Annotated in this window: 31 protein-coding genes; 26 read left to right on the top strand and 5 right to left on the bottom strand. The window is 47.6% G+C overall.

Translation table 11 applies throughout. The features are described 5' to 3' along the window. Nucleotides 1-206 precede the first annotated feature (206 nt). The 6 genes from ACJJJA_RS14090 (at nucleotide 207) to ACJJJA_RS14065 (ending at nucleotide 4,091) form a co-directional block, all read left to right on the top strand. Nucleotides 207-665: a hypothetical protein gene (locus tag ACJJJA_RS14090; protein WP_444905026.1), complete on the top strand. Its 459-nt coding sequence runs from the start codon at nucleotides 207-209 to the stop codon at nucleotides 663-665. 144 nt (nucleotides 666-809) lie between these two features. Then, nucleotides 810-1,196 carry a hypothetical protein gene (locus ACJJJA_RS14085; RefSeq protein ID WP_444905025.1) on the top strand — a complete coding sequence of 129 codons (387 nt, stop codon included), beginning with the start codon at nucleotides 810-812 and terminating at the stop codon, nucleotides 1,194-1,196. 23 nt (nucleotides 1,197-1,219) lie between these two features. Next, nucleotides 1,220-1,537, top strand: a complete 318-nt coding sequence (locus ACJJJA_RS14080) for a hypothetical protein (RefSeq protein WP_444905024.1) — start codon at nucleotides 1,220-1,222, stop codon at nucleotides 1,535-1,537. 143 nt (nucleotides 1,538-1,680) lie between these two features. Then, nucleotides 1,681-2,313: a hypothetical protein gene (locus ACJJJA_RS14075; RefSeq protein ID WP_444905023.1), complete on the top strand. Its 633-nt coding sequence runs from the start codon at nucleotides 1,681-1,683 to the stop codon at nucleotides 2,311-2,313. A gap of 157 nt (nucleotides 2,314-2,470) precedes the next feature. After that, on the top strand, nucleotides 2,471-3,019 hold the full coding sequence (locus tag ACJJJA_RS14070; RefSeq protein WP_444905022.1) for an SF0329 family protein: 549 nt from the start codon (nucleotides 2,471-2,473) through the stop codon (nucleotides 3,017-3,019). A gap of 25 nt (nucleotides 3,020-3,044) precedes the next feature. Then, a complete protein-coding gene (locus ACJJJA_RS14065) occupies nucleotides 3,045-4,091 on the top strand; it encodes a leucine-rich repeat domain-containing protein (protein ID WP_444905021.1) in 1,047 nt (348 codons plus the stop codon). 563 nt (nucleotides 4,092-4,654) lie between these two features. On the opposite strand, the gene ACJJJA_RS14060 is transcribed toward ACJJJA_RS14065, so the two are convergent. After that, entirely contained in the window at nucleotides 4,655-4,909 is a 255-nt protein-coding gene (locus tag ACJJJA_RS14060) for a helix-turn-helix domain-containing protein (RefSeq protein WP_444905020.1), read from the bottom strand. A gap of 66 nt (nucleotides 4,910-4,975) precedes the next feature. Between ACJJJA_RS14060 and ACJJJA_RS14055 the strand changes: the two genes are divergently transcribed. Genes ACJJJA_RS14055 through ACJJJA_RS14045 form a run of 3 tightly spaced genes read left to right on the top strand, consistent with a single transcriptional unit; the run spans nucleotide 4,976 to nucleotide 6,614 of the window. Further along, on the top strand, nucleotides 4,976-5,365 hold the full coding sequence (locus ACJJJA_RS14055) for a LexA family protein (RefSeq protein ID WP_444905019.1): 390 nt from the start codon (nucleotides 4,976-4,978) through the stop codon (nucleotides 5,363-5,365). Then, nucleotides 5,366-6,484 carry a Y-family DNA polymerase gene (locus ACJJJA_RS14050; RefSeq protein ID WP_444905018.1) on the top strand — a complete coding sequence of 373 codons (1,119 nt, stop codon included), beginning with the start codon at nucleotides 5,366-5,368 and terminating at the stop codon, nucleotides 6,482-6,484. Beyond that, nucleotides 6,462-6,614, top strand: a complete 153-nt coding sequence (locus ACJJJA_RS14045) for a DUF4113 domain-containing protein (RefSeq protein ID WP_444891365.1) — start codon at nucleotides 6,462-6,464, stop codon at nucleotides 6,612-6,614. Before ACJJJA_RS14050 ends, ACJJJA_RS14045 begins: the two co-directional genes overlap by 23 nt. Nucleotides 6,615-6,720: 106 nt before the next feature. Here ACJJJA_RS14045 and ACJJJA_RS14040 read toward each other — a convergent pair whose 3' ends face one another. Then, on the bottom strand, nucleotides 6,721-7,794 hold the full coding sequence (locus ACJJJA_RS14040; protein WP_444905017.1) for a hypothetical protein: 1,074 nt from the start codon (nucleotides 7,792-7,794) through the stop codon (nucleotides 6,721-6,723). Nucleotides 7,795-8,624: 830 nt separating this feature from the next. Here ACJJJA_RS14040 and ACJJJA_RS14035 point away from each other — a divergent pair. The 9 genes from ACJJJA_RS14035 (at nucleotide 8,625) to ACJJJA_RS13995 (ending at nucleotide 14,956) form a co-directional block, all read left to right on the top strand. Beyond that, the gene (locus tag ACJJJA_RS14035) at nucleotides 8,625-9,632 is read left to right on the top strand and encodes a host specificity factor TipJ family phage tail protein (RefSeq protein ID WP_444905016.1); all 1,008 of its coding nucleotides are present in this window, start codon (nucleotides 8,625-8,627) and stop codon (nucleotides 9,630-9,632) included. 399 nt (nucleotides 9,633-10,031) lie between these two features. Beyond that, a complete protein-coding gene (locus ACJJJA_RS14030) occupies nucleotides 10,032-10,448 on the top strand; it encodes a hypothetical protein (protein WP_444905015.1) in 417 nt (138 codons plus the stop codon). A gap of 63 nt (nucleotides 10,449-10,511) precedes the next feature. Further along, nucleotides 10,512-11,135 carry a LysE family translocator gene (locus tag ACJJJA_RS14025; protein WP_444905014.1) on the top strand — a complete coding sequence of 208 codons (624 nt, stop codon included), beginning with the start codon at nucleotides 10,512-10,514 and terminating at the stop codon, nucleotides 11,133-11,135. Between the two features lie 77 nt (nucleotides 11,136-11,212). Next, complete coding sequence (locus ACJJJA_RS14020; RefSeq protein WP_444905013.1) at nucleotides 11,213-11,743, top strand: ATP/GTP-binding protein; 531 nt, start codon at nucleotides 11,213-11,215, stop codon at nucleotides 11,741-11,743. A gap of 222 nt (nucleotides 11,744-11,965) precedes the next feature. Continuing rightward, entirely contained in the window at nucleotides 11,966-12,910 is a 945-nt protein-coding gene (locus ACJJJA_RS14015; RefSeq protein ID WP_444905012.1) for a GIY-YIG nuclease family protein, read from the top strand. Next, on the top strand, nucleotides 12,910-13,233 hold the full coding sequence (locus ACJJJA_RS14010; RefSeq protein WP_444905011.1) for a hypothetical protein: 324 nt from the start codon (nucleotides 12,910-12,912) through the stop codon (nucleotides 13,231-13,233). The genes ACJJJA_RS14015 and ACJJJA_RS14010 overlap by 1 nt, the downstream gene beginning before the upstream one ends. 102 nt (nucleotides 13,234-13,335) lie before the next feature. Beyond that, on the top strand, nucleotides 13,336-13,458 hold the full coding sequence (locus tag ACJJJA_RS14005) for a hypothetical protein (RefSeq protein WP_444905010.1): 123 nt from the start codon (nucleotides 13,336-13,338) through the stop codon (nucleotides 13,456-13,458). A 287-nt stretch (nucleotides 13,459-13,745) separates the two neighbouring features. Continuing rightward, nucleotides 13,746-13,943: a hypothetical protein gene (locus ACJJJA_RS14000; protein WP_444905009.1), complete on the top strand. Its 198-nt coding sequence runs from the start codon at nucleotides 13,746-13,748 to the stop codon at nucleotides 13,941-13,943. A gap of 629 nt (nucleotides 13,944-14,572) precedes the next feature. Next, nucleotides 14,573-14,956 carry a LexA family protein gene (locus ACJJJA_RS13995; RefSeq protein ID WP_444905008.1) on the top strand — a complete coding sequence of 128 codons (384 nt, stop codon included), beginning with the start codon at nucleotides 14,573-14,575 and terminating at the stop codon, nucleotides 14,954-14,956. 309 nt (nucleotides 14,957-15,265) lie between these two features. Here the strand turns inward: ACJJJA_RS13995 and ACJJJA_RS13990 are convergent, their stop codons facing one another. After that, nucleotides 15,266-15,928, bottom strand: a complete 663-nt coding sequence (locus tag ACJJJA_RS13990) for a tyrosine-type recombinase/integrase (protein WP_444905007.1) — start codon at nucleotides 15,926-15,928, stop codon at nucleotides 15,266-15,268. Between the two features lie 308 nt (nucleotides 15,929-16,236). Between ACJJJA_RS13990 and ACJJJA_RS13985 the strand changes: the two genes are divergently transcribed. After that, nucleotides 16,237-17,646, top strand: coding sequence for a hypothetical protein (locus tag ACJJJA_RS13985; protein WP_444905006.1), 1,410 nt, complete (start codon nucleotides 16,237-16,239; stop codon nucleotides 17,644-17,646). A 569-nt stretch (nucleotides 17,647-18,215) separates the two neighbouring features. Continuing rightward, entirely contained in the window at nucleotides 18,216-18,605 is a 390-nt protein-coding gene (locus ACJJJA_RS13980; RefSeq protein WP_444905005.1) for a hypothetical protein, read from the top strand. A gap of 98 nt (nucleotides 18,606-18,703) precedes the next feature. Here the strand turns inward: ACJJJA_RS13980 and ACJJJA_RS13975 are convergent, their stop codons facing one another. Beyond that, the gene (locus ACJJJA_RS13975) at nucleotides 18,704-19,513 is read right to left on the bottom strand and encodes a potassium channel family protein (RefSeq protein ID WP_444905004.1); all 810 of its coding nucleotides are present in this window, start codon (nucleotides 19,511-19,513) and stop codon (nucleotides 18,704-18,706) included. A gap of 94 nt (nucleotides 19,514-19,607) precedes the next feature. Here ACJJJA_RS13975 and ACJJJA_RS13970 point away from each other — a divergent pair, with 94 nt between their 5' ends. The 6 genes from ACJJJA_RS13970 to ACJJJA_RS13945 all read left to right on the top strand — a co-directional run bounded on the left by ACJJJA_RS13970 (nucleotide 19,608) and on the right by ACJJJA_RS13945 (nucleotide 25,453). Next, entirely contained in the window at nucleotides 19,608-20,150 is a 543-nt protein-coding gene (locus ACJJJA_RS13970; RefSeq protein ID WP_444905003.1) for a hypothetical protein, read from the top strand. 10 nt (nucleotides 20,151-20,160) lie between these two features. Next, nucleotides 20,161-21,087: a hypothetical protein gene (locus tag ACJJJA_RS13965; protein WP_444905002.1), complete on the top strand. Its 927-nt coding sequence runs from the start codon at nucleotides 20,161-20,163 to the stop codon at nucleotides 21,085-21,087. A gap of 32 nt (nucleotides 21,088-21,119) precedes the next feature. Then, the gene (locus tag ACJJJA_RS13960; RefSeq protein ID WP_444905001.1) at nucleotides 21,120-22,148 is read left to right on the top strand and encodes a hypothetical protein; all 1,029 of its coding nucleotides are present in this window, start codon (nucleotides 21,120-21,122) and stop codon (nucleotides 22,146-22,148) included. Then, nucleotides 22,149-23,141: a hypothetical protein gene (locus ACJJJA_RS13955; protein ID WP_444905000.1), complete on the top strand. Its 993-nt coding sequence runs from the start codon at nucleotides 22,149-22,151 to the stop codon at nucleotides 23,139-23,141. Next, nucleotides 23,129-24,331 carry a hypothetical protein gene (locus ACJJJA_RS13950; protein ID WP_444904999.1) on the top strand — a complete coding sequence of 401 codons (1,203 nt, stop codon included), beginning with the start codon at nucleotides 23,129-23,131 and terminating at the stop codon, nucleotides 24,329-24,331. Before ACJJJA_RS13955 ends, ACJJJA_RS13950 begins: the two co-directional genes overlap by 13 nt. 156 nt (nucleotides 24,332-24,487) lie before the next feature. After that, nucleotides 24,488-25,453 carry a DUF2971 domain-containing protein gene (locus tag ACJJJA_RS13945; RefSeq protein WP_444904998.1) on the top strand — a complete coding sequence of 322 codons (966 nt, stop codon included), beginning with the start codon at nucleotides 24,488-24,490 and terminating at the stop codon, nucleotides 25,451-25,453. A gap of 276 nt (nucleotides 25,454-25,729) precedes the next feature. Here ACJJJA_RS13945 and ACJJJA_RS13940 read toward each other — a convergent pair whose 3' ends face one another. Further along, entirely contained in the window at nucleotides 25,730-26,224 is a 495-nt protein-coding gene (locus ACJJJA_RS13940; RefSeq protein ID WP_444890081.1) for a hypothetical protein, read from the bottom strand. Between the last annotated feature and the right edge of the window lie 285 nt (nucleotides 26,225-26,509).

Genomic DNA, 26,509 nt, shown 5'->3' with positions numbered 1-26,509 from the left:
CACTGGTATTGCTAGGAAGCTAGGTGCGCGAGTTAAGCTTAAGAGCGTAAGTCAAAGCTAACAATCACAGGCAGCGAGGCTCCGGCCCTTCGGGCCTCCGCGAGACGTCTTACCTTATGCACGTTTTTCGCGGTCGCTTCGCTCCCATTTTCGCGCAAAACGCGCATAAGGTAAGCCGCCCCTGCTGTGGGCGTTAGGCAGTGAGAATGACGAAACTAGTTTACGTATTTTTAATCATGATGGTATGTGGTTCTTCTTGGGCGCATCAAGATACAATCATTGATTTACAGGGAAGTCAGCTTGTCGGCTTGCCCGAAAAATATCAGCCTGCAGTCTTCGATTTAGAAAAAAATGTACTTTCTATCGCCGGTAAACGATTGGTAGTACCTGCTTGCTATGGCCAGTTTTTTCCAAAGACTAATAATTATAAAATTTCCATAACTGCATCCTGGTATCATAGTGAGGTCGTAGAGCTTCCCCCGTATATGGGGATACGTATTGTAGAAAATGGCGAGTCATTTGGGCATTTCATTCAGTTAGAGCCCTTAGATTTATTTTGTAATACTGAAAACAAAATTTTCTGTGAAAAAATTATCAACTATAAGAGCATCGAAGATTCTTGCTACAAAAAGGTAGAGGTGGTGGCGGAAAGTACTGCTGCCTAACAAAGCCAGGCAGGGTGCTCCGGGCCTTCGGCCCTCCGCGGGACATCTTACCTTGTGCACCTTTTGCGCAGGTCGCTTTGCTCCCATTTTCGCGCAAAATGCGCACAAGGTAAGCTGCCCCTGCTGGCGGCGTTAAGTGCGTGTATGAAAAAAAGTACCATCATACTAATAGTAATAACTCTCTTATTGTTCTGGACTGTAGAGCATAAACCAGGTGGAAACTTAGAATATTATTTACTGTTAAAACCTTACCCTACATTAGATTTATTCTTGGGGGGCGTAGAAGAAGGCCACTATGCTCGCAGGCTTGCAAGCGGAGAATTCCCGGATTGGCTTGTTAATGAGCAATACATCAATCTTACGTGGGGTGGTTGGGAAGATGATACAAAGGTTTGGGAATATCTAAGAAATGGAGCTTTAATAGTTGTGTTTTTGGGATGGCCTATTTTACTTATCATTTGGTTGGTTTTAGCAATCAAAACGCACTTAACAAGGCGCTCAAGCAAGGACGCCGTAACCGGCGCCGCTTAGCTTGGCGTTATGTGAATTAACTCATGTCAATACCAAAAAAAGGATCAAGAAAGATCGAAGTAGAAGGTAAAGCATTTAGATGGACTATTCGCAAAAAACCAACCTATAGTCAGGCCACAAGTCCTGATCATGGCTTGAAAGCTGCAGTAGAAAAATATGAAAATCCGGCATCAATTCTAAATATAAACTTCCAAGTACCTAGAAATGATAGTTGGGAGTCATTAGGTAAAGTTGAAATAGGGCCCAGGCACATAGCTCAATGTATAAAAGAGGCTTTGTCTAGCGGCTGGGACCCTGATGCCAAGGCTGTAAATCACGAAGTAAACCACCACATCACATAACAAGGCAATGAATCGGACTCATTTTAATCGCTTCAAATTTGTGCTCAAATAGCACAAATTCAAAACAATCAAAATAAGCCGCTTATCACGGCGTTATCTGGCGTGAAGTTGAACCAGTGGGGCATTAATCGACCGAGACTCAAATGAAACTCGACAGCGGGATCCGGTTAGAAAGCGACGGCGAGCAAGCTGACTTGCATGCACTCGACGAAATCAACACAGCGCTGGCGCCGATCGGCGCCCGGATTTGGGCGCAGGATTGGTCGGACCTCTCCAACGACCTTAAGGCCTTTTTGGCCGATCCCAAACCTTCGACGGAGCGTGTCGCGGAAGTGATGCCACACTTTCTGCTATCCCGTGAACGTCTACTGGAAATCATCGCCCAGGCAGGACGCGAGCCCCATATTCCCGGAGGCGGAGAGCTGACCACACTGGACGAGACCCATGGCGTTTCCTATCCGCAACTGTATGTCGCACAGGAAGGTGAGGACTTTTCGCGTTTTGACAGAATGCATGTGAACATTAGCGCCGACGGGACGCCTGTCGATGACGTGGTACAACTCCTCTGCGGCAGCGGTTTGGTTGTGCACTTCCGTATTCCTTCGGGCGAGACGTTCAAAGTATATCTTGCCTGCCCCACGCCCGATGCTGGCTGGCTTTTAACTTTTGATTGCGCCACCCCATTTATCGGCAGCTTTAGCGGCGCTTCGGCTGGGGCCAAAGCCGTCACCCAAGTCATCGGCCCGGCACGCTGGAGAATGGAGTATCTTGGATAAAGATGTCTGCGCAGCTAACGGACGCGTTCAATCAATGGAAAATGGCAACAGCCAGATAACAACGCGTTGCACCGGAATAAGGGCGTCGTCCTTCCTCCAGCTGTCCAACCAAACGAACGCCCTTACCTGGTGAACGCCACCGTTAAATGGCAAAATCATGCAATGGAGTAAACGAAAGAAAAAAGTAGAAGAATTCTTCTCTGATTCAGTAAAAGGGAGAGTTGAATTGCGTTCTACTAACTATCGAGGCACCCACGACGAGGAAGGTCGAGGGTATATTACCTTTGATAAAAATGAGATATGGAGCATGTGCACCCTTTCATTTTACTCAATTGAGTATGAGCGTATCTATGAAATCGTAGATCGTGAAGAAATTACTCCGTATGAAGCTCAAAAAATTGCACATGAAGAATTGGCCTCAGAAGGAAAATTTAACCAGTATACATACTATGATTCACTAGATGAGTATTGCCAAAGCTCAATTGAAAGCTCGTTAAGCTCAGAAAATCTTCTCATTCGGTGTCTAGCAATGCTCGATTCTCGTATGGGAAAACGAAGACTTCGATCCTTAGATCTTTCAAACGAACGTCAAAAAGTAATAGAGTTCTACAAAATACGCTGCGAATGCGAGGGTATGCCATTTCACAAGTCAATCAACTTCGCGCCTTCGGCGCCGGACGCGCAAAAAGCGCGCGCCAGTTATTGAGGCGTTAGCCTTCTTAGGAGACAGAATGCCCATAGCTAGAACACTCTCAGTTAATAGGTTGGAAATACAAGATGACATTTCAGAGTCTTGTATTGACGGTGTTGTAAATGATCTAAAAGTGAAAGTAATACAGACTTGCGGTCCTATTACTACTGAGAGCTGGAAACTACTTAATGATCTCCTGATACCTAAACGTCCAGATATTGAGATAAGGATCTATGGTCATTATTCGAAAGTATGCGACCTAAGTACTCTGGCTTATATACCATCTGTTGAAACCTTGTCGATCGATTGTCTAAGAGAAGTAAGTGATCTAGAAAACATCACGCATTTGAAAGCACTAAAGTCATTATCTGTAGGTGTTTATAATCTAGATAACTTTGATTTCCTGGAATCCCTGCCTCAATCAATGGAGGCATTATTTCTCGGCGCTACAAAGTCAAAGAAACCTAAGCTAGATGGCTTGTCAAATCTACCATATCTAAAAGAGTTGTATATCGAGGGGCAAAACAAAAATATTGAAATAGTAGGTGAGCTCGAATTTCTAGAGAAACTTACTCTAAGGTCTGTTAGTCCAAAGGACATTAGCTTTCTACGAAAGCTCAGTAAATTGTGGTCTTTAGATATCAAGCTTGGCGGAATAAAAGATCTTAGTGCAATTGAAGGTTTGGAAAATCTGAAATACTTGGAATTATGGCAGGTCAAAGGTCTATCTGATATCTCTGTAATATCAACTCTCACCGGGCTGCAGTATCTATTTCTCCAGTCACTTCGAAACGTAGACGAATTTCCAGATCTAAGTAATCTTACAAAATTAAGAAGGATATATTTGGAAACAATGAAAGGGCTGGAGGATTTAGATGGTTTGTTCAAAGCCCCAGCTTTAGAAGAGTTTATTCATGTATGTGCCCAAAATATGGCTCCAGATCAATACGATCAGTTGTTGGAACTGAAGTCCTTAAAGAAAGCATTGTTCGGCTTCGGTAGTGACAAAAAGAATAAACAGATGGAAAGTATGATGAAGCAGAAAGGCATTGAAGAGTATTCGCATGAACGATTTCTGTTTAATTAGGTATGTCAGGGCTAGCAAGACGCTACTGTCGGACAAATTTTCCGCTGCGCTTCAAACTTGCCGCAGGCCGTGACGTTAGCATTCGTATGAGATATAGATGAAGTTTTTGAGAATCGGCACGCTAATCGTAACCGGGTTTTTTTTAGGGTTTACGACTTCCGCCTTTATGGAGGGCAGAGACAGATTACTTTATGAAATGGAAGGGTACAGCAGAGAGGCAAATTTCGTAAATGTCCTCTTGGATCGTTACAGCCAAGACTGCGATAAGTTTAATTATGGACAGTACTATGCATTTCAAGACCATGCATTAACACGTTATGAGGGCCTTCTTTCTAAAAGTGCCAAATTCCCATACCTATTGAGAAGTGATGAAATGACTATGCACTATGATTCCATAATTTTCTATAGAGAAAATTGGGAGAGTACAAATATGGCGTTGGAAAGGTGTTAGTGGGGAAAACAAGACAAAATGCTAACAAGGCGTTGCAGCGCGACGTCCAAAGCTGGTAACTACTTTCGATTACTCGGTGAATATGCAAGCGAAATTCCTGTGGTAGCTGTGCCTATAGACGAGCTATAAGTGGCGGAAAGGGAATCTGCGCAAAGTGGTGAAGGTTCTCGGCCCCGTACACTTCCGCCAGGGTAATCCCCACCGCCTCACACCAAGCCGGCAGCAGCTCCGCGGGTATCTTCTGCTTGCCTGTTTCCATTTTTGAAACTTGAGATGGCGCCAGCCCCAGCTGTGCGATCGTTTTCCCCTCCTGTTTCCTTGCGTTGCGCAGGCGTTCGCCCAGTGTTCCGGCCTCGTAGTCATCCATTGCCCTTGCCGATTGCTGCCTTCTGGTAATAAACTGTATTAATATACAGTATTCAAGGTTTCCAGAATGAAGCTTTCCCCACTCTATGGCCACGGCATTGCCTGTGGCTTTCCCTCTCCTGCCGATGACCACAAGGAGGCGGCCCTTAGCCTGGATGAGCATCTGGTCAGCAAGCCAGCGGCGACCTTTATGGCGCGGGCGAACGGGGATTCCATGATGGGGATCGGCATCTTCGACAAGGATCTATTGATTGTCGATCGTTCGTTAAAGCCCACCCATGGCGATGTGGTCGTGGTGGCCCTGGATGGCCAGCTGACCTGCAAGGTGCTGGACCAGCAGCAGGGGCGGCTGCTCTCTGCTAATGATGATTACGCCCCGATCCCTATTTGGGAGGGGCAGGAATTGATTGTGGAGGGGGTGGTAAAGGCTTCGGTGCGCTACCACCGGCCGAGCTGAATGCTGGTACTGGTGGATTGCAACAGCTGCTACACTAGCTGTGAGCAGATATTCCGGCCGGATTTGCGTGGGCGTCCGGTGGTGGTGCTCTCCAATAACGATGGCTTTGTGGTGGCGCGCTCCAAGGAGGCGAAGCTATTAGGCATTGGCGACCTGGAGCCCTTCTTCAAGGTTCAGCCGCTACTGCGCGCCCACCGGGTAGCGATCTTCTCCAGTAATTATCCCCTGTATGGTGATATCTCTCACCGGGTGATGACCACCCTGCGCGAGTTCGGCCCCAGCGTGGAGGTCTACAGCATTGACGAGATGTTTTTGGACCTGCGCGGGCTGCAGGAGAATTGGCAGGACTACGGCCGCAAGATCCGCAATACCCTCTGGCGCAATATTCGAATGCCTGTGGGTGTGGGGATCGCCCCCAGTAAAACCCTGGCCAAGCTCGCCAACCGCGCGGCCAAGAAAATCCCAAAGTGCGATGGCGTCTGTGCATTGGATACCCCGGAGAAGTGGCAGTGGATGCAGCGCCGTACCGCTGTGAATGATGTGTGGGGCATAGGCCGGCGCCTCACCAAGCGCCTAGCGGATTTCGGCATAGAGACCGCCTATGACCTGGCGCAGGCCAACCCGAAAATTTTGCGCCGCCGTATCAATGTGAATATTGAGCGCACTATTGAGGAGTTGAACGGGATTCCCTGCCTGGGCCTGGAGGAAGAGCCCCCAGCGAAGAAGCAGATCTATTGCACCCGCTCCTTCGGTGAAAAGCTCACCGAGCTAGCGCCGATACTGCAAGCCGCCACCCTCTACGCCAGTAGGGCCGCAGAGAAACTGCGCGCACAGAAATCCCTGGTAAAGTCGATCCATCTATTCCTGCACACTTCACCCCATGAACCCAACTACTACAGCCGCAGCGCCGTAGTGCAGACCCCATACCCCACCGACGACACGCGGGTAATAGTGCGGCTGGTGAGAGAGGCCATTGCCGATTTATACCGCCCTGGCTGCCGCTTTATGAAAGCGGGCGTCGGGCTAATCGAGATAATCCCCCGCGCGCTGGGGCAGGGTGATCTATTTACCCCTGGGCAATCGCTCAGGGCAGACCATGCAGGCGATGGACCGGATTAATAAAAAGTTCGGTCGGGGCACTTTGTTCCTGGGGGCTGAAGGCATCCAGAAAAAATGGAAGATGCGGCAGGCTTTTACATCGCCTGCCTATACCACCCGGTGGGGGGATTTGCCTAGGGTGGTGACTTGAAGCGATTGCGGAAATTTTACTTTTAGGAAATAACCTTTAAATCAGGTGAGATTTATGGCTCACCTGATATAAAAGGTAAAACTATTAATATTTAATTACTGGCTTCTTAAAGGGTCAAGCTTTTCCAGCCTGATGATGCGCAAACATATAGTAGCGATTCAGATTGATGTATGGTCATGCGGCCTACATCTGATGAGCTATTACAATCAGAATCAGGAGGAGTTCCTGCAGAAGTATCTAACTGTATATACCCTGGAGAATCGTCGTTCTCGATCGGATTTTTGACAGAGAAATTACCTGCATGCGTAATCCTCACCACTTCATGGAATTCGCCTCCGATGTTTTTGTCGTCAAAATTATCCTCCATTGAGGCTTCCCATGTTCCCATTTGAAGGTATTCACCATCTTTCCACGCGATATCTCCTTCATCAGGCCCTGCACCTTCGATATAGAGTCCAGGCTCATTTTCGGGATTTATAATATTGAAGCGACCCTTAAAATAATTTTTGTAATCGTCAAGTACATTTTTAGAGCCTACACCAACTCGCCCCTGTTTGTTTATAGACATCCTTGCTTTGCCATCCGTAAAAAAACCAATCCAGCCGCCATGCTGGCTATCCTGGTTACCGTAGAAGTGAGCACCGGCTCCATTGTTATTTGGGTTAACACCGTCAGAGACGGCTCTCAGTGCAAGCTCTTCCCTATACGGTAGGCATTCATTCAATTCAGTATCTTTGCACTCCTTATCCAGATTTACATTATGGTCCTCGGGTCGAATGAAACCTGAATAATGGAATATAGTTGAATGGCTATTGTCGCCAATTAATTTCAATCTAGTTTTAGTGTTGCCGGGCACAAATTCACTGTGGCCGGATTCCTTTATATCGTTCTCGGATTCCTTAACATTTTCAGTGTCAATCTCCAGCCAGTTAATATAGCTTTCGGTAGAATCTATCCAATTTCCAAGCTGGAATGTATCATCATTCAAGACCGCAATATCGCCTTCAGTAGAGCTGGCACCAGATATTAGTATCGCGGGTTTTTTTGATCCTGAGTCTTTGATGTGCAAAGTGGCTTGAGGACTTGTAACTCCAATGCCAACATCTTCATAAAAACTTTCCGCAACGGCTACACCTGAAGTGACAAGACCAATTAAAAATGTAACGTGTACTTTATTCATTCAACATCCCTTATATCCTATTTATAAGCAGCAGATCTAATTTTACCTGGCAGTTTGTGCCCCAGCATTTTTTCAGCGATATGGGGCTCGGTCAGTTAGGAAAACTTGCCATGCCGTCTTGTGCAAGTCATGCACCGACCAGTGTTTCATTCCATAACCTCTGAGCCGGCTTAGCCTCTGAAGGGGATTGTAAAGTATTAATAGCGATAGAACATATCACTGTTCCAGAAATAGCTGGGGGAACAATACAAGCGCAGGACGGATTCAACAAAACGCTTGGTTAAGGGTCACTATGTCTGGGTGCTGAAAGAGTACAGGAAATTGGCATAGGCAGGCGTTTACATTGCTTGCCTATATCTTTCAGTGAGATCAACTGTCGGTGATTGCAGTCTAGTTGCTGTGTAAGTGTACAGCTTTTAAGTGTGTCAAAAATTGACCAGCTAAGTAATCATGGGGTTTATTGCGATGCTGAACCACCTTGATATTTACACATAAAGGCCTGTAAATGTATGATAGTTATAGAGATTTAGGTTTGATTGTGGCTCCTGAGGTCGCGGGTTCGATCCCCGTCGGCCACCCCAGATTCTTCCTTGTTTTTCAAGGACTTAAAACCTCGCCAAGTGCGGGGTTTTTTCGTTTTGGGGCAAAATGTACTTATACAGTGTACGAATTTTACCACACGGCAGTTTTCTCTACGCTCGAAGGTGTATATATCCCCAGTACACTGCGCTCTACTCATCACCCCCTTTTTCCCCGCTTTCCCCACCCCTATTTAGCGGGATAACCTTGTCGGGGGTGCGATTGTAGCGCTCGGCCATGGAGGTTGTTTTATGGCCAGTGAAGTGTTTCACGTCTCCCTCAAAGTCACTTGCGGCTTTAATCTTCAGGTCGTGAAACCGGAAGCGCTCTTTGATGATGCCTGCGGCCAAAGCTGCACGCTGCTCGCGCTGCCATACGGCATTGAAACCTGTGCGTGTATAACCCTGTGGAGCGCGCGCGGTGATAGTTTCTCGGCGGTATTTGATAACAAAACCACTCTGTTCGAAGCCCTGAAAAAAGTGTTAGCGGTGGGCTATGCCGAGCCCACCCTGGACTATGGCCAGATTATTCCGGTGCGTGACGGCCCGCGCACGGCGTTCGAACATATGTACCAGCCGGACAATATGGTCGGCGAGCTGGAAGGGGATATAAAGCTATTTGACCCCGACGAGCCGGATGGCATCGAGGTGGAATACTTCGACCCGCAAACCTGGAAACCGGCCACAGTGCTCTGCACCTTGCCAGGTGATCAGGGGCAAGCGCCGAAAAAGGTTAGGGCCTTCGGCATCACCGATAAAACCAAAGCCTGGCGCTTCGGCATGCGGCAAAGGCGCACCCAACGCTACCGTCGCACTCGCTACAGCTTCAAGACGGAAATGGACGGCCTCAACAGCCGCTATTTGAGCTACTGCGCCCTTGCCGACGATATCCCCGGATACCCACAGACGGGCAGGGTAGTGGCGGTTAACGGCCGACTAATCACCCTGGATACGGAACTGGAATGGGGTGCAGGTACGCACTTCCTCGCCCTGCGCAAACCAGACGGCACCCTGTCCGGGCTCTATACGGCTACGCCAACCAACAGCGCCAACCTCTTAGAGGTAGATTCCAATCTGGATTTTACCCCCACACTAGATGGCAGCATGGAACCGCCGCTGTATATGTTCGGCCAAGCCGAGCACTGGAGTCACCCGGCACTCATCACCGACATTAAACCCAGCGGCACCGAGCGGGTGAGTATGACGGCGGTCAATTATGATGAGCGGGTTTATGCGGATGATGATGGTAGTCCGGGTTGATTGCAGAGACGGCACATAGCCTAGCCAGCATAGTTCTATTGCAGCTATGGCTATTCTGAGTGGGTGATACTGGCTTCGGTTTTCAGTAGTGGAGAGAGCGTGTCGCCGGTGCGAGAGCCCGAGTTATAGAGCCATGGCTTACATCTACAGAAAGATCCCCCAACTTATTGATTTAATTATGGGTAAAATGTGCTCAAGAGCGGGATGTTGAACCAGACGACTTGAGCCAATGGCTTACTATCTCTGGTTACTATTTAGACGGCAGTTTATAACCTGCTGTAAATATGGGCTTTTTTTATGGAGTTTGAAGGCTCCATACGAGAAATAGTGGCCAAATGGATAGTGAGCCACTGGCTCTTTAATAAACTGTTACCCCCAGTCTACGTCTACGGAGTATGAATGGAAGAATCTAGTTTAGAGCTACATACAGCCCGAAGCCGTGGTATGAATTCGATAAGCTACCCAGATTTCAAAATAGGGAAGATTATTCTTTCCAAGCATCTTGGCATATGGGAGGAGCATGGAGTTCTCGCTGTAAGCAAAGATTTTGCGAAGCAACTATTACTAAAGAAGCCCTCAGAACTTGAAAGTAAAAGAGTTCCTCTATATGTATGTAACTGCTGTGCTGACCTTGGGTGCGGCGCAATAACAGTTAAAGTCGAGCGCGATGATGGTTACTTTGTCTGGAGTGATTTTGGCTATGAGAATAACTATGAAGATGGTTTTTCCCAAAATGCCTACATGGAACGTACAGGGCCATTTAAATTCAACGCAGATCTATATGTACCTGTAATTCGCCCGTATACCAAGGGGTAACAAGACGCTGCACCCGACCCCGGCGCTATTGCGCCTTCGCGTTAGCTGCCTATGGAGAGTTTAATGCAAATAGAAAATTGGTTAGCATTCTGTTCGATTGCCTTGTTGGCAACAGCAACTCCAGGACCAGCAACTTTGTTGGTATCAACAAACAGTTTAATGTATGGTTTCAAAAAATCATTGATTACGGTTTTGGGTAATATTTCTGGACTACTTCTTATGTCCAGCTTTTCTGTTTTAGGCTTGAGTGCAATTGTTCTCAATTCGGCTATTGCTTTTACTGTATTAAAAATCGCAGGTTCAATTTACCTTATCTACATGGGTATAAATCTATGGAGGAAAGGCATAACGCCAATGGAATTAAAGCAAGCAAAAAAAGGTAAGAAGCATACTGTCAGTCTATATTTTCAGGGTATTTTGGTTTCCGTTACAAATCCTAAGGCGATTGTTTTTACAATAGCATTATTCCCACAGTTCATAGTAGTTTCAGAGTCATTGCTTCCACAGTTCACTGTGCTGGTTTTGAGCTTTATGTGTTCATCGTTTGTCTGCCTATCTACATATTCGTATCTGGCACAGAGAGCAAAGAACAAAACAGCCAAAATATTTTCAGATTCTATTGCAGGTAAAGTATTTGGCTCAACATTCATCGGTGCCGGTTGTATATTGGTATCAGCATCAAGGTAATCGGCAGCTAACAAGTGGTTGCAAGTGGCGTCTACGGCGCACTTTTGCCAAGCGTTAGAAAACAATTGAAATAAAATATGAAAATTGCTATATCGGGTTCACACTGTACAGGAAAGACAACTATTTTAGACGATCTTGGTAGTTCGCTTGACAACTTTGAAATTATAGAGGAGCCATACATTCTGCTTGAAGAAAAGGGACATGAATTCAGCGACTCACCAAGTGAAGATGATTTTATAGCTCAGCTAGATTATTCCATTGAATTGATAACAAGTAGTCAGAACAATAGGTTGTTTGAACGTTGTCCATTAGATTTCGTCGCTTATATAAATGCTATAAATAACAACTCGGTATCACTGGAAGAATACCGTGAACAAATTCTAGAAGCGATGGAGCTAATCGACATTGTCATTTTTGTCCCAGTGGAAAACCCTGATAGAATTAGATGTCCTGATTCGGAAAGCCCAGAGCTGAGAAAGGAAGTCGATATTCAGCTTCAAGATCTAATATATGAATTTGAAGGTTCTAATGAGTTTCAGGTTGTTGAAGTTAGGGGGAATCCTAAAGAAAGAATCAAGCAAATTACGTCGTTTTTAGACTCAATCTGAATTTTTTTAACAAGTCGCTCCAGCTAACCTAAATCCGCCGCCGCTTCGCGTCTCAGGATTCGGTCAGCTGCACTCAGCGTTATCGCCGACTTTTCCATAGCTGGTAACTACATCTGTTCAAGTATTTCGGCTCTTAACAAAGTGTTGTGCCGGACAGGCCGGTGGGCACGGCGCTATGTGCCGTTGCATAATTCCAGCTGATTTTTAAAGTAAGTAGTTTTTATGAATCATACAGAGTTAGACCTAATTGTTGCTGAGCTTATGTATCCAGTTTTGGTCGATTTGGCCCCAAGTGGGAACACAATTGGATATAAAGAGATTGCAGAACTAATAAAAGATAGAAACCCGAATGTTACTGAGATTAGAAATATCACCCAGCGCCATATCGGTAGAAAACTTGGAACAATTTGGGAGTTTACGAAGTCACAAGGATGCCCGCATATTGGCTCATTGGTAGTATCTAAAGGTGGCGAATGTGGAAGTGGTATTACGAGCATAGTAAAAGATCTACTTGGAGAACGAAAAAAGGTAAGAGAGTTTGATTGGACTAAAGTGTCACTTGGCTTTGAGTCCTACATGTCAAAAATGAAAATTCAAAAAAAGGAGCGTGATGCTAAAAAAATAAAACGATCCAGGGGTGAGGCAAAAGATTGTTTTTACTCATACTGGAAAGAGGTCAAGGATAAAGCGCCTGTATCCGTTGAAGAAGCCAAAAAAATAAAGGAAAAGATACTGGAGTTGGTTCAGGGTGGGATGAGTCCTGAGGAGGCATTTTCTCAAGAGCTCATCGGGATTTTTCAGGGTAAGAAAAATGAAACTCCATCTGTTGGTTTTGTATATCTCGGAGAATATATTGATTCGGAAACAAGAGAGCCGTTATTTAATCAGTTTAAGGTCGGATATTCATCGAATCTCGAAAAACGTGCAAATACCTTAAGTGGTGGCGTGTCAGGTCCTCTTGAATTCGATATTAAGTTTTACTGGGAATTTGATTCTTGTGAAGCTTTTGCGGTAGAACAGGCCTTGCATGGTAGGTTTTCTTGTTATAGAAAAAAGGGTGAGTTTTTTGATAGTTTAGATCGCATTTTACCTGAGCTGATGGATGATGAAATAACCAGTAAATTCGGTGGCCTGCTTAAATCAACGAATTTTGGTGAAAATACATAATGCGCTTTTTACTGCCTATCCTCCTTTCTGCTGCCTTGGCCGGCTGCTTTGAAGTTGAAGCCAAAGAAGAGCGCGGCTATGACCGCCATGAGTGGCTACCGAAGTGGTCCGACTCTGATGGCGATTGCCAGAGCACTCGTCATGAGCTTCTGGTGCAATACTCCCTGGCCCCGGTCAGCTTCACCAATGAGAAAGGTTGCACGGTAGACACTGGCCTCTGGTTAGACCCCTACACCGACAACTTCTATACCCTGGCTTCAGACCTGGATGTTGAACACATCGTGCCGCTGTCCTGGGTGCACGAGCACGGCGGTGCTAATTAGACTGTAGAGCTGAAGCGCCAGTTTGCGGAAGACCCTGAGAATCTATGGTTGGTCGATGACGGCCGGAACCAAAGCAAGAGTGACAAAGGCCCGGACGAGTGGATGCCACCCTATGAGCCCGTCCAGGCCATCTATGTACAGCGGTTTATGGCGATAGTGGAGAAGTATGGGCTGAAGTTCTCAGAACAGGAATCAGCCCAGATTTTGGCACTGCTGGACGAATAAACCGCACCCTCCCAGCTTCTACCAACCTTACAGGGTGCCACCCCGGCACCCGCCATCCTCCTGTATATCCTGACTCCCTAAGCCCACCAGTGTGGGCGCCGTCTTCTTTTTGTTATCGATACTGTATATGCATACAGTATTTTGATAGATTGCCTTTGTGGCGCTAAAAGCTCCACTAGAAAATTAAGTGTCGATGAGAGCCCCCTCAACCCAGGGTGCTCATGACGCATAAGAACTTCTGGCCATGGGAATATAAAGGCCTAACCAACAGAAAGAAGGAGTTGAAAATGACGTTTTTAGAAACCAAAGACGAAATACAAGCTTGCCTGAACACTATTGATATAACTGCAGATGCAGTTGACCCGAGGTTTAGGCATATCCTCAAGGTGCAAATAAACACCCTGGACGCAGCAACCAATAACTTAATCGATGACTTAAATGCGCTCACCGAAAAGCAAGAACGGCTTAGAGAATTATTAAAGTAGTCAGGCAGGGCCAAGAGGTGGCGCAGTGGCCGATATCAACGTTGGTAAATACCTCGAAGGATATCGCTATGTGCCGTTTGATTTGTTGGTTACTAAACATTCTTCAGAATCGCCCGCGTCGTGATGTTCGGCTGTCATTGCGGTTTAGTGATTCAGGAGGTCAGTTGCTGTTGCAGTGGGGGCCAAGCAAAAATAATCAGGATCGCAGCCCTGAATGAAGGTAACAGGAGAGTTGAGTAGGTTGGCTATAACAAAATAGCCAACCTTCAAAGCGCTTAGTGCGAGCAGTTTTCTGGGCAACAGTCAATTCCAGCTTCAGGGCCGGCTTGGATATCAGTCTCTAATTGCATGGGGTATGTCCTTATATTTGTTGGGTAATATAAAACCGATCGACCGGAAGCACATTACGAGTTTCATTGTCGCTGACCGGTCAATTCGTATGTGGAATCTAACGTTACCTAAAATGAAAAGATCGAACAATATTTAAATCTGGTTTGGTATGTATTTTTTTGATAGCTGCTTGTACCAATTAGGTACTCCAAAATTTTTGTGGATCAAGGGTAGGGGGCTGCATCCCGTCTGATCCCACCTGCCTTTTGCTCTTTTTTATTCTTTCTGCAGGTCTTCCTGTGTTCTGTGGCGTCAGCTGCGGCTTCCCCTTACCAGCAGATGACCACAAAGAAGAAGCTCTCAGCCTGGATGAGCATTTAATAACTAATGGTCCGGCGACATTCATGGCTCGTGCCAATGGCGACTCTATGCAAGGGGTGGGAATCTTCGACCGGGACATTCTCATCATTGACCGCTCCCTGACGCCAGTGAATGGTGATGTGGTAGTTGTGGCTCTGGATGGGCAACTGACCTGTAAAATCTTGGATAGAGGAAGAGGGCGGTTACTGGCAGCCAACGAAAAATATCCGCCAATCCCTATCTGGGAAGGTCAGGAGCTGATTGTGGAGGGGGTGGTTAAGGCGTCTATTCGGTACCATCGTATGGGTGACAAAAAGCACTGATTGCATGTCCAGCTTGCATAAGGGGTAACTATCGATGTTAAATACCCGCATCGCGGGGTAATATACTGGATTTTTATACAGTGGTTACCCTGAAAATGGTGTAAGCGGTTGATTTTGAAAGGGCGGGCCAAACCTTGTGGCTCCTGAGGTCGCGGGTTCGATCCCCGTCGGCCGCCCCAGATTCTTCCTTGTTTTTCAAAGATTTAAAGCCCCGCCTAGTGCGGGGTTTTTTAGTTTTGGGCCTTTGAGGGGTAATTCGAAGGGGTAATTTTACCACAATCGATTTTTTCAGCCCCTCCGATTGGACATTCATCCAGTGTCCTTTGGCGTGTCTTCCTTTCCTTTAATCCTCGCCTTATTAAGAGAAACAACTTTATCGGCGGTGTGGTTGTAGCGCTCCATCATGCTGCGAGTCTTGTGCCCGCTGAATTCCTGCTTGTCGCCCTCGAAGTCTGAGATGCCTTTAATCTTTAAATCATGAAACCGGAAGCGGGCGGGTAGTGCGCCGGCCTCATTGGCAGCTCTTTGCTCTCTGCTCCAGGTGCTGTTGAATCCGTCTCGGGTGTAGCGCTGCCCAGTTCGGCCACGAATCAGATACATGCTTTGTGACCTGGAAGTGGAGTTGCTTTTAAGTGCCAGCTCAACGGCATCGTGTAATCGGTCCGTCCAGAGCTTCAGCTGCTTCTTGCCGGTCTTTTGCTGGTAAATCAACAAGCCTTCGTCGGTGATATCTTGTCGCTTCAATGCGAGGACATCTTGTTGGCGTGCGGCGCAAAGATAGGCAATCTCCATTGCGGCCGCGTGGGCACTGTGCCCCTTGGATTCAAGCCAGGTGTAAAAGGCTAAATATTCTGAATCTTCGACATAGCGCACACCCTGTTTTTCCTTGAGAGGTTTCATCGCCTTAGTTGGGTCGCCGATCGATACGAATCCACGGGCCTTTCCCCAGCGATAAAGATGGGCGGCCAGCATCCATTAAATCGCAGGGTGTGGTCAGGCACATAGCCACGGTATTGGCGATAGTGGATCCCACACGCATTCTGTTGACGTGCGCCTGCCATATTATGCGCTTGCTTGAATAATAAAAACTTCTGAAATCACGAGTGAGGATATTACTAACTTACTGGCTGAGTTGAGTGGCGATGAGGATACCTAATGGCTTTCTATCCTATCCGACAACTGGGTGAGCGTGGCATTAATGTTGATACTCCTCTATATGAGCTACCCGTCAACGGATTCTCGGCCGGCAAAAACGTCCGATTTGCCAATGGCGCGGCACGGTGCCATCACCGAAAATACTAGAAGCTCTGGCAGAAGCTCCCGTATTGGGTGCCGGCTGGATTTCCGATGGTGTACCGCAACTGGCCTATGCCTCGCAAACAGAGCTGTACATTCGCGAGAATGAAATCTTTGTTAACCACACCAACAGCGCAGATTTTTCTAACGGATATTCTCCGTCAGAAAACTGGCAATCGCTGGTGTGGTGCGAAAGCGTGATATTCAATAATGGTGTAGATGTGCCGCAGATTCTTGAGCCGGCGGATACGGAATTTAAAGCGTTGCCTAACTGGCCAGGCAACCTACGAGCCAAATTGCTGAGCGGTTACAAAAACTTCATGGTGGCCCTGGGTATTACCGAGGACGGGGTTAACTATCCAAACACAGTGAGCTGGTCTACTGAGGTTGTGCCAGGACAAGTACCCTGGACTTGGGATGTGGTGGACCTGTCCGGCCTTGCTGGTGCTAACCCGGTGGACTCTGGGGCAAGTGAGCTAGTTGATTGTCCGCCTCTGGGTAGGGCCAATATTATCTACTCTCAGGAAGCCACCTATCTGATGCAGTTTGTCGGCGGGCAATATGTATTCGCCTTCGACAAACTACTCGACCAAGGCATTCTTTGCCGGGATGCTGTTGCCGCGTTCGACAAGTTTCACTTTGTAATTGGTTCTACTGAAATTTTTGTACACGACGGTTCCAGTACTCGACCGGTAGCGCATCGGAGAGCGAATAAAACTTTTTACAATGAGGTCGGTGACCGCACCAAGGTGCGTTGCGTAGCCAATCATAAAACCAAAGAAGTATGGACCTATTACACTACAGGCACGGGTAATGCTAACCGGGCCATGGTTTACAACTGGTTGGATAACACTTTCACGTTTGTAGATGTGCCGGATGTGGCCTGCGCTGTGTTCGCACCAAAGCAGGGTGAAATTGTGACCTGGGAGGAGCTGACACAGAGCTGGGTGGACCTCACCCAGAGCTGGGGTGAATTTGCCGATACCGCTTTCTACCCGGTGATGTATTACTTCAGCAGCGACGGAGCTGCCCACACCCTGCAGGAAGCCGACTTCTTCAGCACAGCGAGCACAGCTCAATCGGTTTACCTGGAGCGCACCGGCATCGACCTGGACCAGCTGCTGAAAGCGCCTACAAAGCAGTGGAAATTGATTCGGCAAATTGTTCCGCAAATCCATGGTACAGGCAAAGTTCGCACCACCGTAGGTGGAGCCTCAACGGCTATGGGTGATGTGCACTGGCGCCAGCCGCGGGAGTTCGACGTGGCCGAAGGGCTCAAGGTGGATGTACGGCTTAAGGCTCGCTATCTCGCCATTAAAATCCAATCTGTAGATACCGGCTTCTGGCGGCTGACCGGCTGGGACCTGGACCTGATTCCGGTGGATGGCCGATGAGTTACATACCGGGACCGGCGCAGCCGAGAAACCTTGAGGAGCTGTGGCGGTATTTACAGGCGGAGCAAGATACAGCGCTCCTTTACCGACCTGGAGGCGCTGGCACCGCTCTATCGCGAGCCGCCGCGACGCCCGCAGCCGGGCCTGCTGGTGACTGCCGACGGCACGGACTGGGACCCTGGACAGGGGAAGGGTTTGTATATCTGGGAAGGCACTGCCTGGGTCCAGGTGCATGCGCTGTGAGGTTAGAGAGAATCAAACCTGTTGCCCAAGAGTGTTGAGAACGCGGAGGCAATAAGGGAGCTTGGCGTATGGAGTGCACGCTAAATCCGCGTGTGTTGACTTGGGAATAAGTAGCTCCTCAGAGACTGCCTGAGTACCGCCTTAAATAGGTGGGGGTTAATTATAGACGCACCATTAGAGCATTGGCGCAAATTTATCCCTTGTGAGGAGACCGCTGCTAAATTGGTCTAGCCTGAAATCGTGACATATATTTGGGGTCATTAGAACCTTGCTAGGACTTGGCCCCATAAGATTGATCTGGAATCCTTTATATTCGTGAGGTGTTTATGGCGAGGGCTAGAAGTGGCGAGGATATTTCGTCTAAAAAATTTGGTAAAGCTGGTCAGTCTATCGCTCAATCAGAACATAAATCTGAGGAGCAAGAATTAATTGATTTCACTAAAATCAAGGTGGTTAAAGGTGTTACAGGGGAATACGTGCTAACTGTATGGGGAAAAAATGACCCTGATATAGAGCCTTCACTTAATCCAAGATATAACCCATCGAATCCGGATTATTATGAGATAGAAGTATTAGGGAAACGCTTGAGTAGTCCTCCCCCTAAAAATGTGAAAAGATTCCCACTCGATTTAGACCTTAAAAACTATATGGGTGAAAAAGGCATAGAAGTTATTGGTGCGACCAAATCTGTTAAGTGGGACTTGCCAGAGGTGTAGAGGGGCTTTTTCCATCGAATCGCCTAGCCGTTCAAAACTCCATTGCGGCTATGGCGATTCCCTTGGCTAAAGTGAGACTGAATATGTAGTTTTTACTTTCAGCTAACTTGAGCTTTTAGCTCTTCAAGCTTTTCCCGATACAGGTCATGGTCTCTGGGTTCTGTCAGAACAGAAAGCCCTCCTGTATTAGGGTTTCCGGTTATAATATCTTTTATCATTAGCTCTAATAAATAGCATCTGTTTGGAGAGTGCTCAAAGTGAGTAGACCTTTTAATTATTCTTGCTAAGAAGTCGAATAATTTCTGATCTTTAGGTGTTATATGTAGCAGTGAAAATTCCACCTGTTTTGAAAATATAAGATATTCGGACATGATGTCTAGTTGTAAATCTTGAGATTTTTCTAGCTTATCCTTAAATAATTGAAAATTCTTCCCCTTATCTTTGAAGAGATATTCACGTGTTTTCGTTACTTTAGGCGTATTCCACAATTTCCAAGTTCCACTTTCTCTGCTGTTGACTGTTTGGATAACAAGGTAAGTGGTTATGTAAAGAAAATGATCATATGTTTGGATTAGCTGTTCGGCGATTAAAGCCTGCCTTTTTCTCTCTTGCTGGTCTGCTTGATGTTTGGCTAGTTCATTTAAAAGTAATCCGAAAGCAAAAATACCTACTAAAGCTTCGAGAGCTGTCCAAAAGTAACCAATCTCATTTTTTGGGTGGACTTCTCCATACCCCAGAGTTGTGATTGTCACAATGCTGAAGTAGATGGTTTGAATTAAGCCCATCTCCTCTTCATTAAAGGAAAAAGAATCTCGGAGGAAATAATAGATAATTGCAAAAAAAAGTATTGCCGCTACATAACAAAATAGAAGCTTTTTCCAGGAGAGCCATGAGAGAAAGCGTTGCATATGTCCGTCCATAATTTTCGTGCCGAAGCTTCCATTATCACGCCACAGCTATTGTGTGTAAACGAATTAAGCGTCAAGAAAATGAGCTAAATTTATGAACTCTAACTACGGACACAACCCCTACATGCCCGACTGGGAAACCCAGTACAACCCGGCACCCTCTCTAATTCAACAACCACAAGCTCAGCAGCAATCCAGCATTAACCCAATGCAGGCCATGAGCTGGTACAACAAATTCGCAGGCGGTGGCGCATCTGGTGTAGGTAGCACGGCAGGTGGTACCGCCAGCACTGGCACGGGCAGTGGTGCCGCAGGGGGCTCCAGCTGGATAGCTTCTGCTGGTCCCTGGGCGGCGCTGGCTGTACTCATTGCAGCAAATGAACACGAAGCCCGTGATGGCGGCTATCGCGATGAGGATGACAAGGGCTATGCCCTGGACTTACTCGGCGGCAAGGTGTTCGAGCAGGACGCCACCTACCGCTGGAAAGACGACCTCAACGATGCAGCGCCAGGCTCTGGCAGCATGGTCGAATCAATGGCAAACATCGGTTCTCTGGATTTCTCCAATGCTGGCAAAGCATTTGAAGATGGATTGAAAGAAGACCCACTAATTAAAGGCATTCTCAGCCTCTTCTAACAGGTGAAACATGGGATTTTTAGACAGTCTTATGGGTGGTGGTGGCGAGTCCAAAAGCCAGAGTTATTTGGATGAGGACCAGAAAGGCTACCTGAATGATATCTGGGGGGAGGGGCAAAGGCTCTACAACTCCGGGCAATCTCCGGTCGCCGACCTCAGCCCGGAAATGCAGCAATATATCCAGGCTGCAATGGGGTTTGGCAACACCGCCAATGGCTATGCCAACCAAGTATCTAGCGCGGCCGGTGGCTTCGGCAATACCGCCAATGTGATGCAGGATTATTTGACCCAGGTAATGAGCGGGGGCGGCTACCAGGCCCCAATGCAAAACGGTGTTGATATGAACACCGTAAATTCCCTGGTTAACAACGATGTTTTAAATTCGCAAATTACCGCCAGCACCCGCGACATATACCGCGACCTCAACGAAAACCAATTGCCGAGCATCGCCTCTGGTGCCGTTTCTACGGGCAATGCTGGCTCGACGCGACGAGGGGTTGCCGAAGGTGTTGCCATGCGCGGGGCAGACGACAGGGCCTCAGATGTGGCCGCAGGTATCCGCTCCAATGCCTATAACCAGGCCGTGGGTGTTGCAGCGAATCAGGCTGGTGCAAATCAAAATGCCCAGATGAACACCAATAATCTCAACTCATCCCTGGCCAGTAATAGCTTCGGTACAGCTGGAAATCTCTTCAATACCGGATTCGGCAACGCCTACAACATGGGCGCGGGCGGTGTGAGCATGATGGGGCAGGGCGGAAATGCAATGCAGAATTACATGCAGCAGGTAGCCATGGCACCCTGGCAAAAATTGCAGCTTTATCAGGGCTCGATTGGCTCTCCCATTGTGCTCAATGAATCTACCCAGGCGGGAGGCAGCAACGGGGCCGGGGGAATTCTGGCTGGTATCGGTGGAATCATGCAGGGCATGGGGTAAGGCCCACAACTAAAACTCAACAGGAAAGAGAAATGCCAATACTAAGCATGGGCGAACCTATTGGGGCGCTCGACCAGAATTTTATAGAACCCCAGCAATCCCCTACCTTCGACGCCTCAAACCCTTTTGCCCGTACCATCGACCGATACGAACAGCAGCTAATTGAAAATCAGAGTGAAGTGGAAAAACTGAAGGGCAATAAATGGGCCCGGATTGGGCGCATGCTAACCGCTGCAGGTGTGGGCCTTAACGGTGGCGACCCGTCGCAGGCTTATCACGGTTACAACAACCAATTAACAGCGCTGCAAAATCATGGCGCCAAGCTCAATTCTGGGATTGATGAAATGAATCTAAAGCGGGCAATGTTGGAGCAGCAAGGTGCGGGCTCGGCAGACACAGTAGGTTCTCCGCTAACACTCGCTAATGGTAATTATGGGATTACGGTTAAGAATCCTGACGGCTCTACCGAGGTGCGTGACCTCGGTGTTCGGTTTGACCCCAAGGTGCATAAGGTCGGTGACCAGCTCCTGACGACAACTGGCGGAAGCACGCCCGTAGAGCTCCTGTCTGATGAGCAGCTTCAGAAGATTTATGACCAGCGTATAAAAAACAAGAAAGGTGAGATTGATTTAAAGAATAATTCTGAGGCAGAAAAAACTGCAGCGCTTAACGCTAAAACTTACAAGGCGTATCAGGCTGGAATGGAAGGTCTGTCTAAGGGAATGGATGGAACTACCACCAATCCGTTTGCAGGTTCACTCCCGGCATTGACCTCAGAGGCGCAAACGGCTGATGGTGCAGTATCGGCCATGGCCCCAATTCTCAAATCTCTATTCCGTGAGGCTGGTGAAGGTGTTTTCACTGATAAAGACCAAGAGCTACTGCTAAAGATGATTCCAACTCGGAAGGACCACCCAGAAGCCCGCAAGGCAAAACTCGAAATGGTTGACCGAATTGTTCGGGCGAAACTTGGTATCGACTTCGAAGATATTGAGCGCGATGGCCCCGAGGCAGCAGCTGACGCCGCCAACACAAATAAAGACCCATTGGGGATTCGATAAATGGCTTTAACTATCGCAGAAATCCGTAAGCAATATCCCGAATATTCAGATATGAGCGATGAAGCTTTGGCGCGCAGCCTGCACCAGTCATATTACAGTGATATGGAGTTCGGGGAGTTCGCCGGCAAGATTGGCTACACACTGCCGGACCCTGCAGGCATTAATCAGCCCGGTGCTTTCGATCAGTTTGCGGACAATTCCATTGGTGAGCTTGAGGTGGTGGGCGCGGTAGGTTCGTCGATTTTGGCTGAGCCGGTTTCTGGACTCGCGGGCATTGCTCAATCGCTAAACCCCTGGGCCGAGCCGGGAGCTGGCGCCCGAGCAGTGGAGGCGACTCGCAACTTCCTCACCTATGAGCCGCGCACCGATGAAGGTAGGGACAAGCTAAACACTCTCTCTGACTTTATCGAACCTGCCGGCCGGGCTATGGAATATGCCGAAAAGAGCCTGGGTGATGCGACCTATAACGCTACTGGAAGTCCGGCGCTGGCTGCCGGTGCCGCCTCTGTACCAACGGCAATTTTGGAGCTGCTGGGCGTTGGCCTCGGTAAAGGCGCTGCCCGAGCAAAAAGGGCCACTCCAGAGAATGTAAAAACGGAACTGACGCGACTTGGTGTGGACTCGTCTCAGATGTCGGAGGAGGCAGTCTTAAGGGTGGTTGACGAACTGAATGAGGGTGCTGACTTCTCCGGTGATGCTCTGGTGGGAGTCCTTGAAAATGTCGATATGCAAGAGGATTGGGTTCCAAAAACCCGCGCCGAGCAGCAGGGGATTGAAACTGGCAACTTTGACCTATGGCGCAAACAGAATGAGGCTGCGGCCGGCGTTTACGGTAGCGATGCAGAGCAGGCAGTTAATCGTTTCACTGATTTCCGCGAGCGCCAGTTGGGCAAGGTGGTGCAGAATCAGATGGATGACCTGGGGCCGACTGAAGGGGCTAGCCACTCGCAAGTAATACGGGGATGCTCTATGACGGCATTTTGTCAAAGGTAGAGAATGCCAAGCAGGCTAAAACCGACGCTTACACCAGAGTGGACGATATTGCCAAAGAACGTGGCCCTATGATGGCCGAGGGCTCGGTTATGCAAGAGGGGCTGGGAGCGGCCTATCGCGGATTTGATGGCGATATCAAACTTGCCAGCAAGACCGAGACGCCCAACGCATATGGGTTGTATGAGGAGCTTCATGCAGCGCTGCGAGGTGAAAAGTCTTCCGGTTTACCGGGCGCCCTTACAGTCGCGACCAACAAGATGGAAAGTTTGGATAACTTCGAAAGCCTGCGCCGTCGAATTTCTGCTGCTGAGCGGGCCTCCGCCCCCGGCTCTGCCGACCAAGCACTACTTGGGCAAGTGCGTCGGCAATATGACAGCTGGCTTGATGAGGCCGTGGAGAATGGGAAGTTTTTCGGCTCGCCCGAGCAGCTGGACGCCCTTAAAGAAGCTCGCCGCCTTAATCGCGAGTACATGCAGATAGTCAAAGGCACTCACAAGGATGGTAAGCCCACAGCTCGCACTGGCATTATCAATGATGTTGTGAACGGGCGAAGCACTCCAGAGGAAGTGGTCAACAAGATAATCGGTGGCACCGGCAAGAAGCAGGGAGCGGCCATCGTTGAGGACTTCAAGCGGCTATTCGGTGAAGACTCTCCGGAATTCGGAGCCCTGCGGCAGTCCGCTTTTATGAATATTTTCGGCCCCGCTTTTAAGGTGGCCGAGGATGGCAGCCTGCAGCTATCCAGGGGCAGCTATATCATTCGACTCTCCGACCAGCTCAAGAACAATGAGAGCAATCTGCGGGCCTTGTTCGATGAGTCCGAAGTGAACCGCTGGAATAAATTTGCGAGTGAGCTGCGGAAACTTCAGGAAGATGTGCGCAAGAAAAATTTCTCCGGCTCTGCATACCATTTGGCCGGGCCGATGAGCGCGCTGGTAGACAAGGTTGGCATTATCGCTCAGTGGCTGCCTTTTATGCGCGAGGGGGCTGAAAGTGTGAGTAAGAGCCGCCGTTGGCGCGACCTGAGGAAAAACGGTCTGGCCGAAGGTGACTTTGCCGTTTCCAGTGACACCGCTACTTTACTTGGCGCTTTGCTAGGTGGTGCCCCAGCGCACTCTGGTGCATCACCAGCGTTGTTGTTGAGCGAAGACGACAAGCCTCGTAATCAGGGTGTGCTGGCTTTTAAATAATTCCTTCACCTTCTTTTGATTAGGACTTGTTGGGATAGCCAGGTGAATTGAACAGCTGCATAATATTATAGAGATGGGTAAATATACCCTAAAGCAGACAGATGTTGCTTTCAGGAAGTATCAATGTCTGAATAGCAGATCCTTGGAGCGTGTTGGATGAGTCCTGAAGAACAAGAAATGTATGAACAATTGGATCAAATCTTAGCTCCCTATACCGTAGAGGGGCGAGCTGAAGTTCTAGATAATTCACATAAATTTGTTCATTATACTTCTGCAGATAATGCTAAAAACATTATTCGAAACAAGGAGCTCTGGCTAAGGAAACCCTCATGTATGAATGATTATATGGAGGTTTCACAGGGTTTTGACATGTTGATGAAATATCTTAAACAGCCTGCGAATGGCAGTAGGTTTAAAGATGTTTTGAACCAGGTTGGTGACAATACTTGGGAAAAGGTCGCAAAAGAATTTGATGATTGGTGGAGGAATTTAAGGTTCGATACTTATCTTGCTTCAATATCAGTTCATATGGCAGATGAAAGCCAGCATGGCAGGCTCTCTATGTGGCGGGCTTATGGTGGTGACGCTGGCAAGGCGGCATTGGTTTTTAATAACCCACCACTGATTCCAAATTTGAGAGTCATTTTTAGTCCCGCTCTATATTATTCGGACGAGCGCCTGGGGGCAGAGCTAGAAAAAATATTGAATAATATAGAGGCTAATGTTGATTATCTGAGAAGTTTGCCTGAAGACATTGTTTGGTCATCTTTGGCAATGACGCTGATTGTTTTAACACTCTGCTTAAAACATCCCGGATTCAAGGAGGAGCAGGAATGGAGGGTGATATATCTTCCGGAACTGGACACAGAAGACAAGTTCTTGATTGATAGTGTCGAAACAATTAATGGTATCCCTCAAATTGTATATAAGCTCCCCTTTGCCAATAATGAACAAATGGGAATAATAGGGTTAAGTCTTTCCGATATGCTAGATAGTATATTAATCGGGCCCACACAGTACCCTGGGGTTATTCATCAGGCCCTCTCTAGAGAGCTAAGAGATGGGGGGCTTAATGATTTAGAAGGTAGAATTAGCTTCTCTGGGATACCTTTAAGAACTTAAAGATAATTATGTTTAGGTTAAATTCATAGTGTTTTTGTAATTATGCGTTTACTTACTTTGCTCGTCTTAGCATCGGCACTAACAGACTGTTATGAAGCCGAGACTAGGGCTTACGACCGCCAGCAGTGGCTTCCCCGTTGGGCCGATGCGGACGGTGATTGCTAGAACACTCGCCAGGAGCTGCTGACCCGCCTCTCTCGGATTATTCTTGACCGGAAGCTTATGAAGCAGAGTGGGGAGGTCTTGGCTTTCGGTCCGCGCCTGAGGGGCCACGGTTCAATCTTGGGCGTTGCTGGCGTCTTCAATCAGCGCAATTGAATAAGTGTATAAGCTGGAGCAATTATTTACCCATCGCGGTATGTCTTTAGCATAATCGCCGGACAGAGTATCTTCAATTTCTTTCCGTAACTTATCCGGACCGTGTTTGATAAGTCTTTGATTTATACCTACTAAGGTCTGCACCTCAAATTCTTGAGGTGATTCTTTTTTATTGAGTTTTGCGTAGATGGAGCGAGCAAATAACCTTGCTACGTTGTAATGCTCATCTCTGCTAACTTGAGATCCAAAGCCCCCAGTTTTTTCCTTATAAAATCCACAGAGGTAATTTGTGGTTAGAATGTTGACGTTCGCAATTTGTTTTTCTTTTGTACTTAAATCCAAATCGATAGTTTTTGGTAGTTTAGTGTCACATGAAGCGATAACCGAAAGACAAATTATCATTGTCAAGTTTCTGAACGGATGAAGGAAATACTTATTTTTAGGGAAGTTCATGTGATCTATGCTGTGTCACCGGGTATGTTTTACATATTCTGATCGAATATTACACTAAGTTCTAGCGTTTTTCTTTAGCGGCTTAACTCTCTTGCTGTTTAATATTTTGTCTTTGAGTTAGCGGCCTACACTCAGTACGATCCCTTAAAAACAAAGGGGGGACGTCATGCGCCTGTTACTACCTATTATCCTATCTGCCGCCTTGGCCGGCTGCCACGAAGTCGAAGCCTAAGAAGAGCGGGGCTATGGCCGTCACGAGTGGCTACCGAAGTGGTCCGACACTGA

This window comes from Microbulbifer mixtoriginis (SeqCode) (assembly GCF_052466865.1).
Note: the sequence above shows the minus strand (reverse complement) of the source record. Positions and strands in the feature narration are given on the sequence as shown.

Coding starts and splice junctions, on each gene's coding strand:
- ACJJJA_RS14090 (WP_444905026.1), top strand. CDS start 207: ATGACGAAACTAGTTTACGTATTTTTAATCATGATGGTATGTGGTTCT.
- ACJJJA_RS14085 (WP_444905025.1), top strand. CDS start 810: ATGAAAAAAAGTACCATCATACTAATAGTAATAACTCTCTTATTGTTC.
- ACJJJA_RS14080 (WP_444905024.1), top strand. CDS start 1,220: ATGTCAATACCAAAAAAAGGATCAAGAAAGATCGAAGTAGAAGGTAAA.
- ACJJJA_RS14075 (WP_444905023.1), top strand. CDS start 1,681: ATGAAACTCGACAGCGGGATCCGGTTAGAAAGCGACGGCGAGCAAGCT.
- ACJJJA_RS14070 (WP_444905022.1), top strand. CDS start 2,471: ATGCAATGGAGTAAACGAAAGAAAAAAGTAGAAGAATTCTTCTCTGAT.
- ACJJJA_RS14065 (WP_444905021.1), top strand. CDS start 3,045: ATGCCCATAGCTAGAACACTCTCAGTTAATAGGTTGGAAATACAAGAT.
- ACJJJA_RS14060 (WP_444905020.1), bottom strand. CDS start 4,909: ATGGATGACTACGAGGCCGGAACACTGGGCGAACGCCTGCGCAACGCA.
- ACJJJA_RS14055 (WP_444905019.1), top strand. CDS start 4,976: ATGAAGCTTTCCCCACTCTATGGCCACGGCATTGCCTGTGGCTTTCCC.
- ACJJJA_RS14050 (WP_444905018.1), top strand. CDS start 5,366: ATGCTGGTACTGGTGGATTGCAACAGCTGCTACACTAGCTGTGAGCAG.
- ACJJJA_RS14045 (WP_444891365.1), top strand. CDS start 6,462: ATGCAGGCGATGGACCGGATTAATAAAAAGTTCGGTCGGGGCACTTTG.
- ACJJJA_RS14040 (WP_444905017.1), bottom strand. CDS start 7,794: ATGAATAAAGTACACGTTACATTTTTAATTGGTCTTGTCACTTCAGGT.
- ACJJJA_RS14035 (WP_444905016.1), top strand. CDS start 8,625: ATGGCCAGTGAAGTGTTTCACGTCTCCCTCAAAGTCACTTGCGGCTTT.
- ACJJJA_RS14030 (WP_444905015.1), top strand. CDS start 10,032: ATGGAAGAATCTAGTTTAGAGCTACATACAGCCCGAAGCCGTGGTATG.
- ACJJJA_RS14025 (WP_444905014.1), top strand. CDS start 10,512: ATGCAAATAGAAAATTGGTTAGCATTCTGTTCGATTGCCTTGTTGGCA.
- ACJJJA_RS14020 (WP_444905013.1), top strand. CDS start 11,213: ATGAAAATTGCTATATCGGGTTCACACTGTACAGGAAAGACAACTATT.
- ACJJJA_RS14015 (WP_444905012.1), top strand. CDS start 11,966: ATGAATCATACAGAGTTAGACCTAATTGTTGCTGAGCTTATGTATCCA.
- ACJJJA_RS14010 (WP_444905011.1), top strand. CDS start 12,910: ATGCGCTTTTTACTGCCTATCCTCCTTTCTGCTGCCTTGGCCGGCTGC.
- ACJJJA_RS14005 (WP_444905010.1), top strand. CDS start 13,336: ATGCCACCCTATGAGCCCGTCCAGGCCATCTATGTACAGCGGTTTATG.
- ACJJJA_RS14000 (WP_444905009.1), top strand. CDS start 13,746: ATGACGTTTTTAGAAACCAAAGACGAAATACAAGCTTGCCTGAACACT.
- ACJJJA_RS13990 (WP_444905007.1), bottom strand. CDS start 15,928: ATGCTGGCCGCCCATCTTTATCGCTGGGGAAAGGCCCGTGGATTCGTA.
- ACJJJA_RS13980 (WP_444905005.1), top strand. CDS start 18,216: ATGGCGAGGGCTAGAAGTGGCGAGGATATTTCGTCTAAAAAATTTGGT.
- ACJJJA_RS13975 (WP_444905004.1), bottom strand. CDS start 19,513: ATGCAACGCTTTCTCTCATGGCTCTCCTGGAAAAAGCTTCTATTTTGT.
- ACJJJA_RS13970 (WP_444905003.1), top strand. CDS start 19,608: ATGAACTCTAACTACGGACACAACCCCTACATGCCCGACTGGGAAACC.
- ACJJJA_RS13965 (WP_444905002.1), top strand. CDS start 20,161: ATGGGATTTTTAGACAGTCTTATGGGTGGTGGTGGCGAGTCCAAAAGC.
- ACJJJA_RS13960 (WP_444905001.1), top strand. CDS start 21,120: ATGCCAATACTAAGCATGGGCGAACCTATTGGGGCGCTCGACCAGAAT.
- ACJJJA_RS13955 (WP_444905000.1), top strand. CDS start 22,149: ATGGCTTTAACTATCGCAGAAATCCGTAAGCAATATCCCGAATATTCA.
- ACJJJA_RS13945 (WP_444904998.1), top strand. CDS start 24,488: ATGAGTCCTGAAGAACAAGAAATGTATGAACAATTGGATCAAATCTTA.
- ACJJJA_RS13940 (WP_444890081.1), bottom strand. CDS start 26,224: ATGAACTTCCCTAAAAATAAGTATTTCCTTCATCCGTTCAGAAACTTG.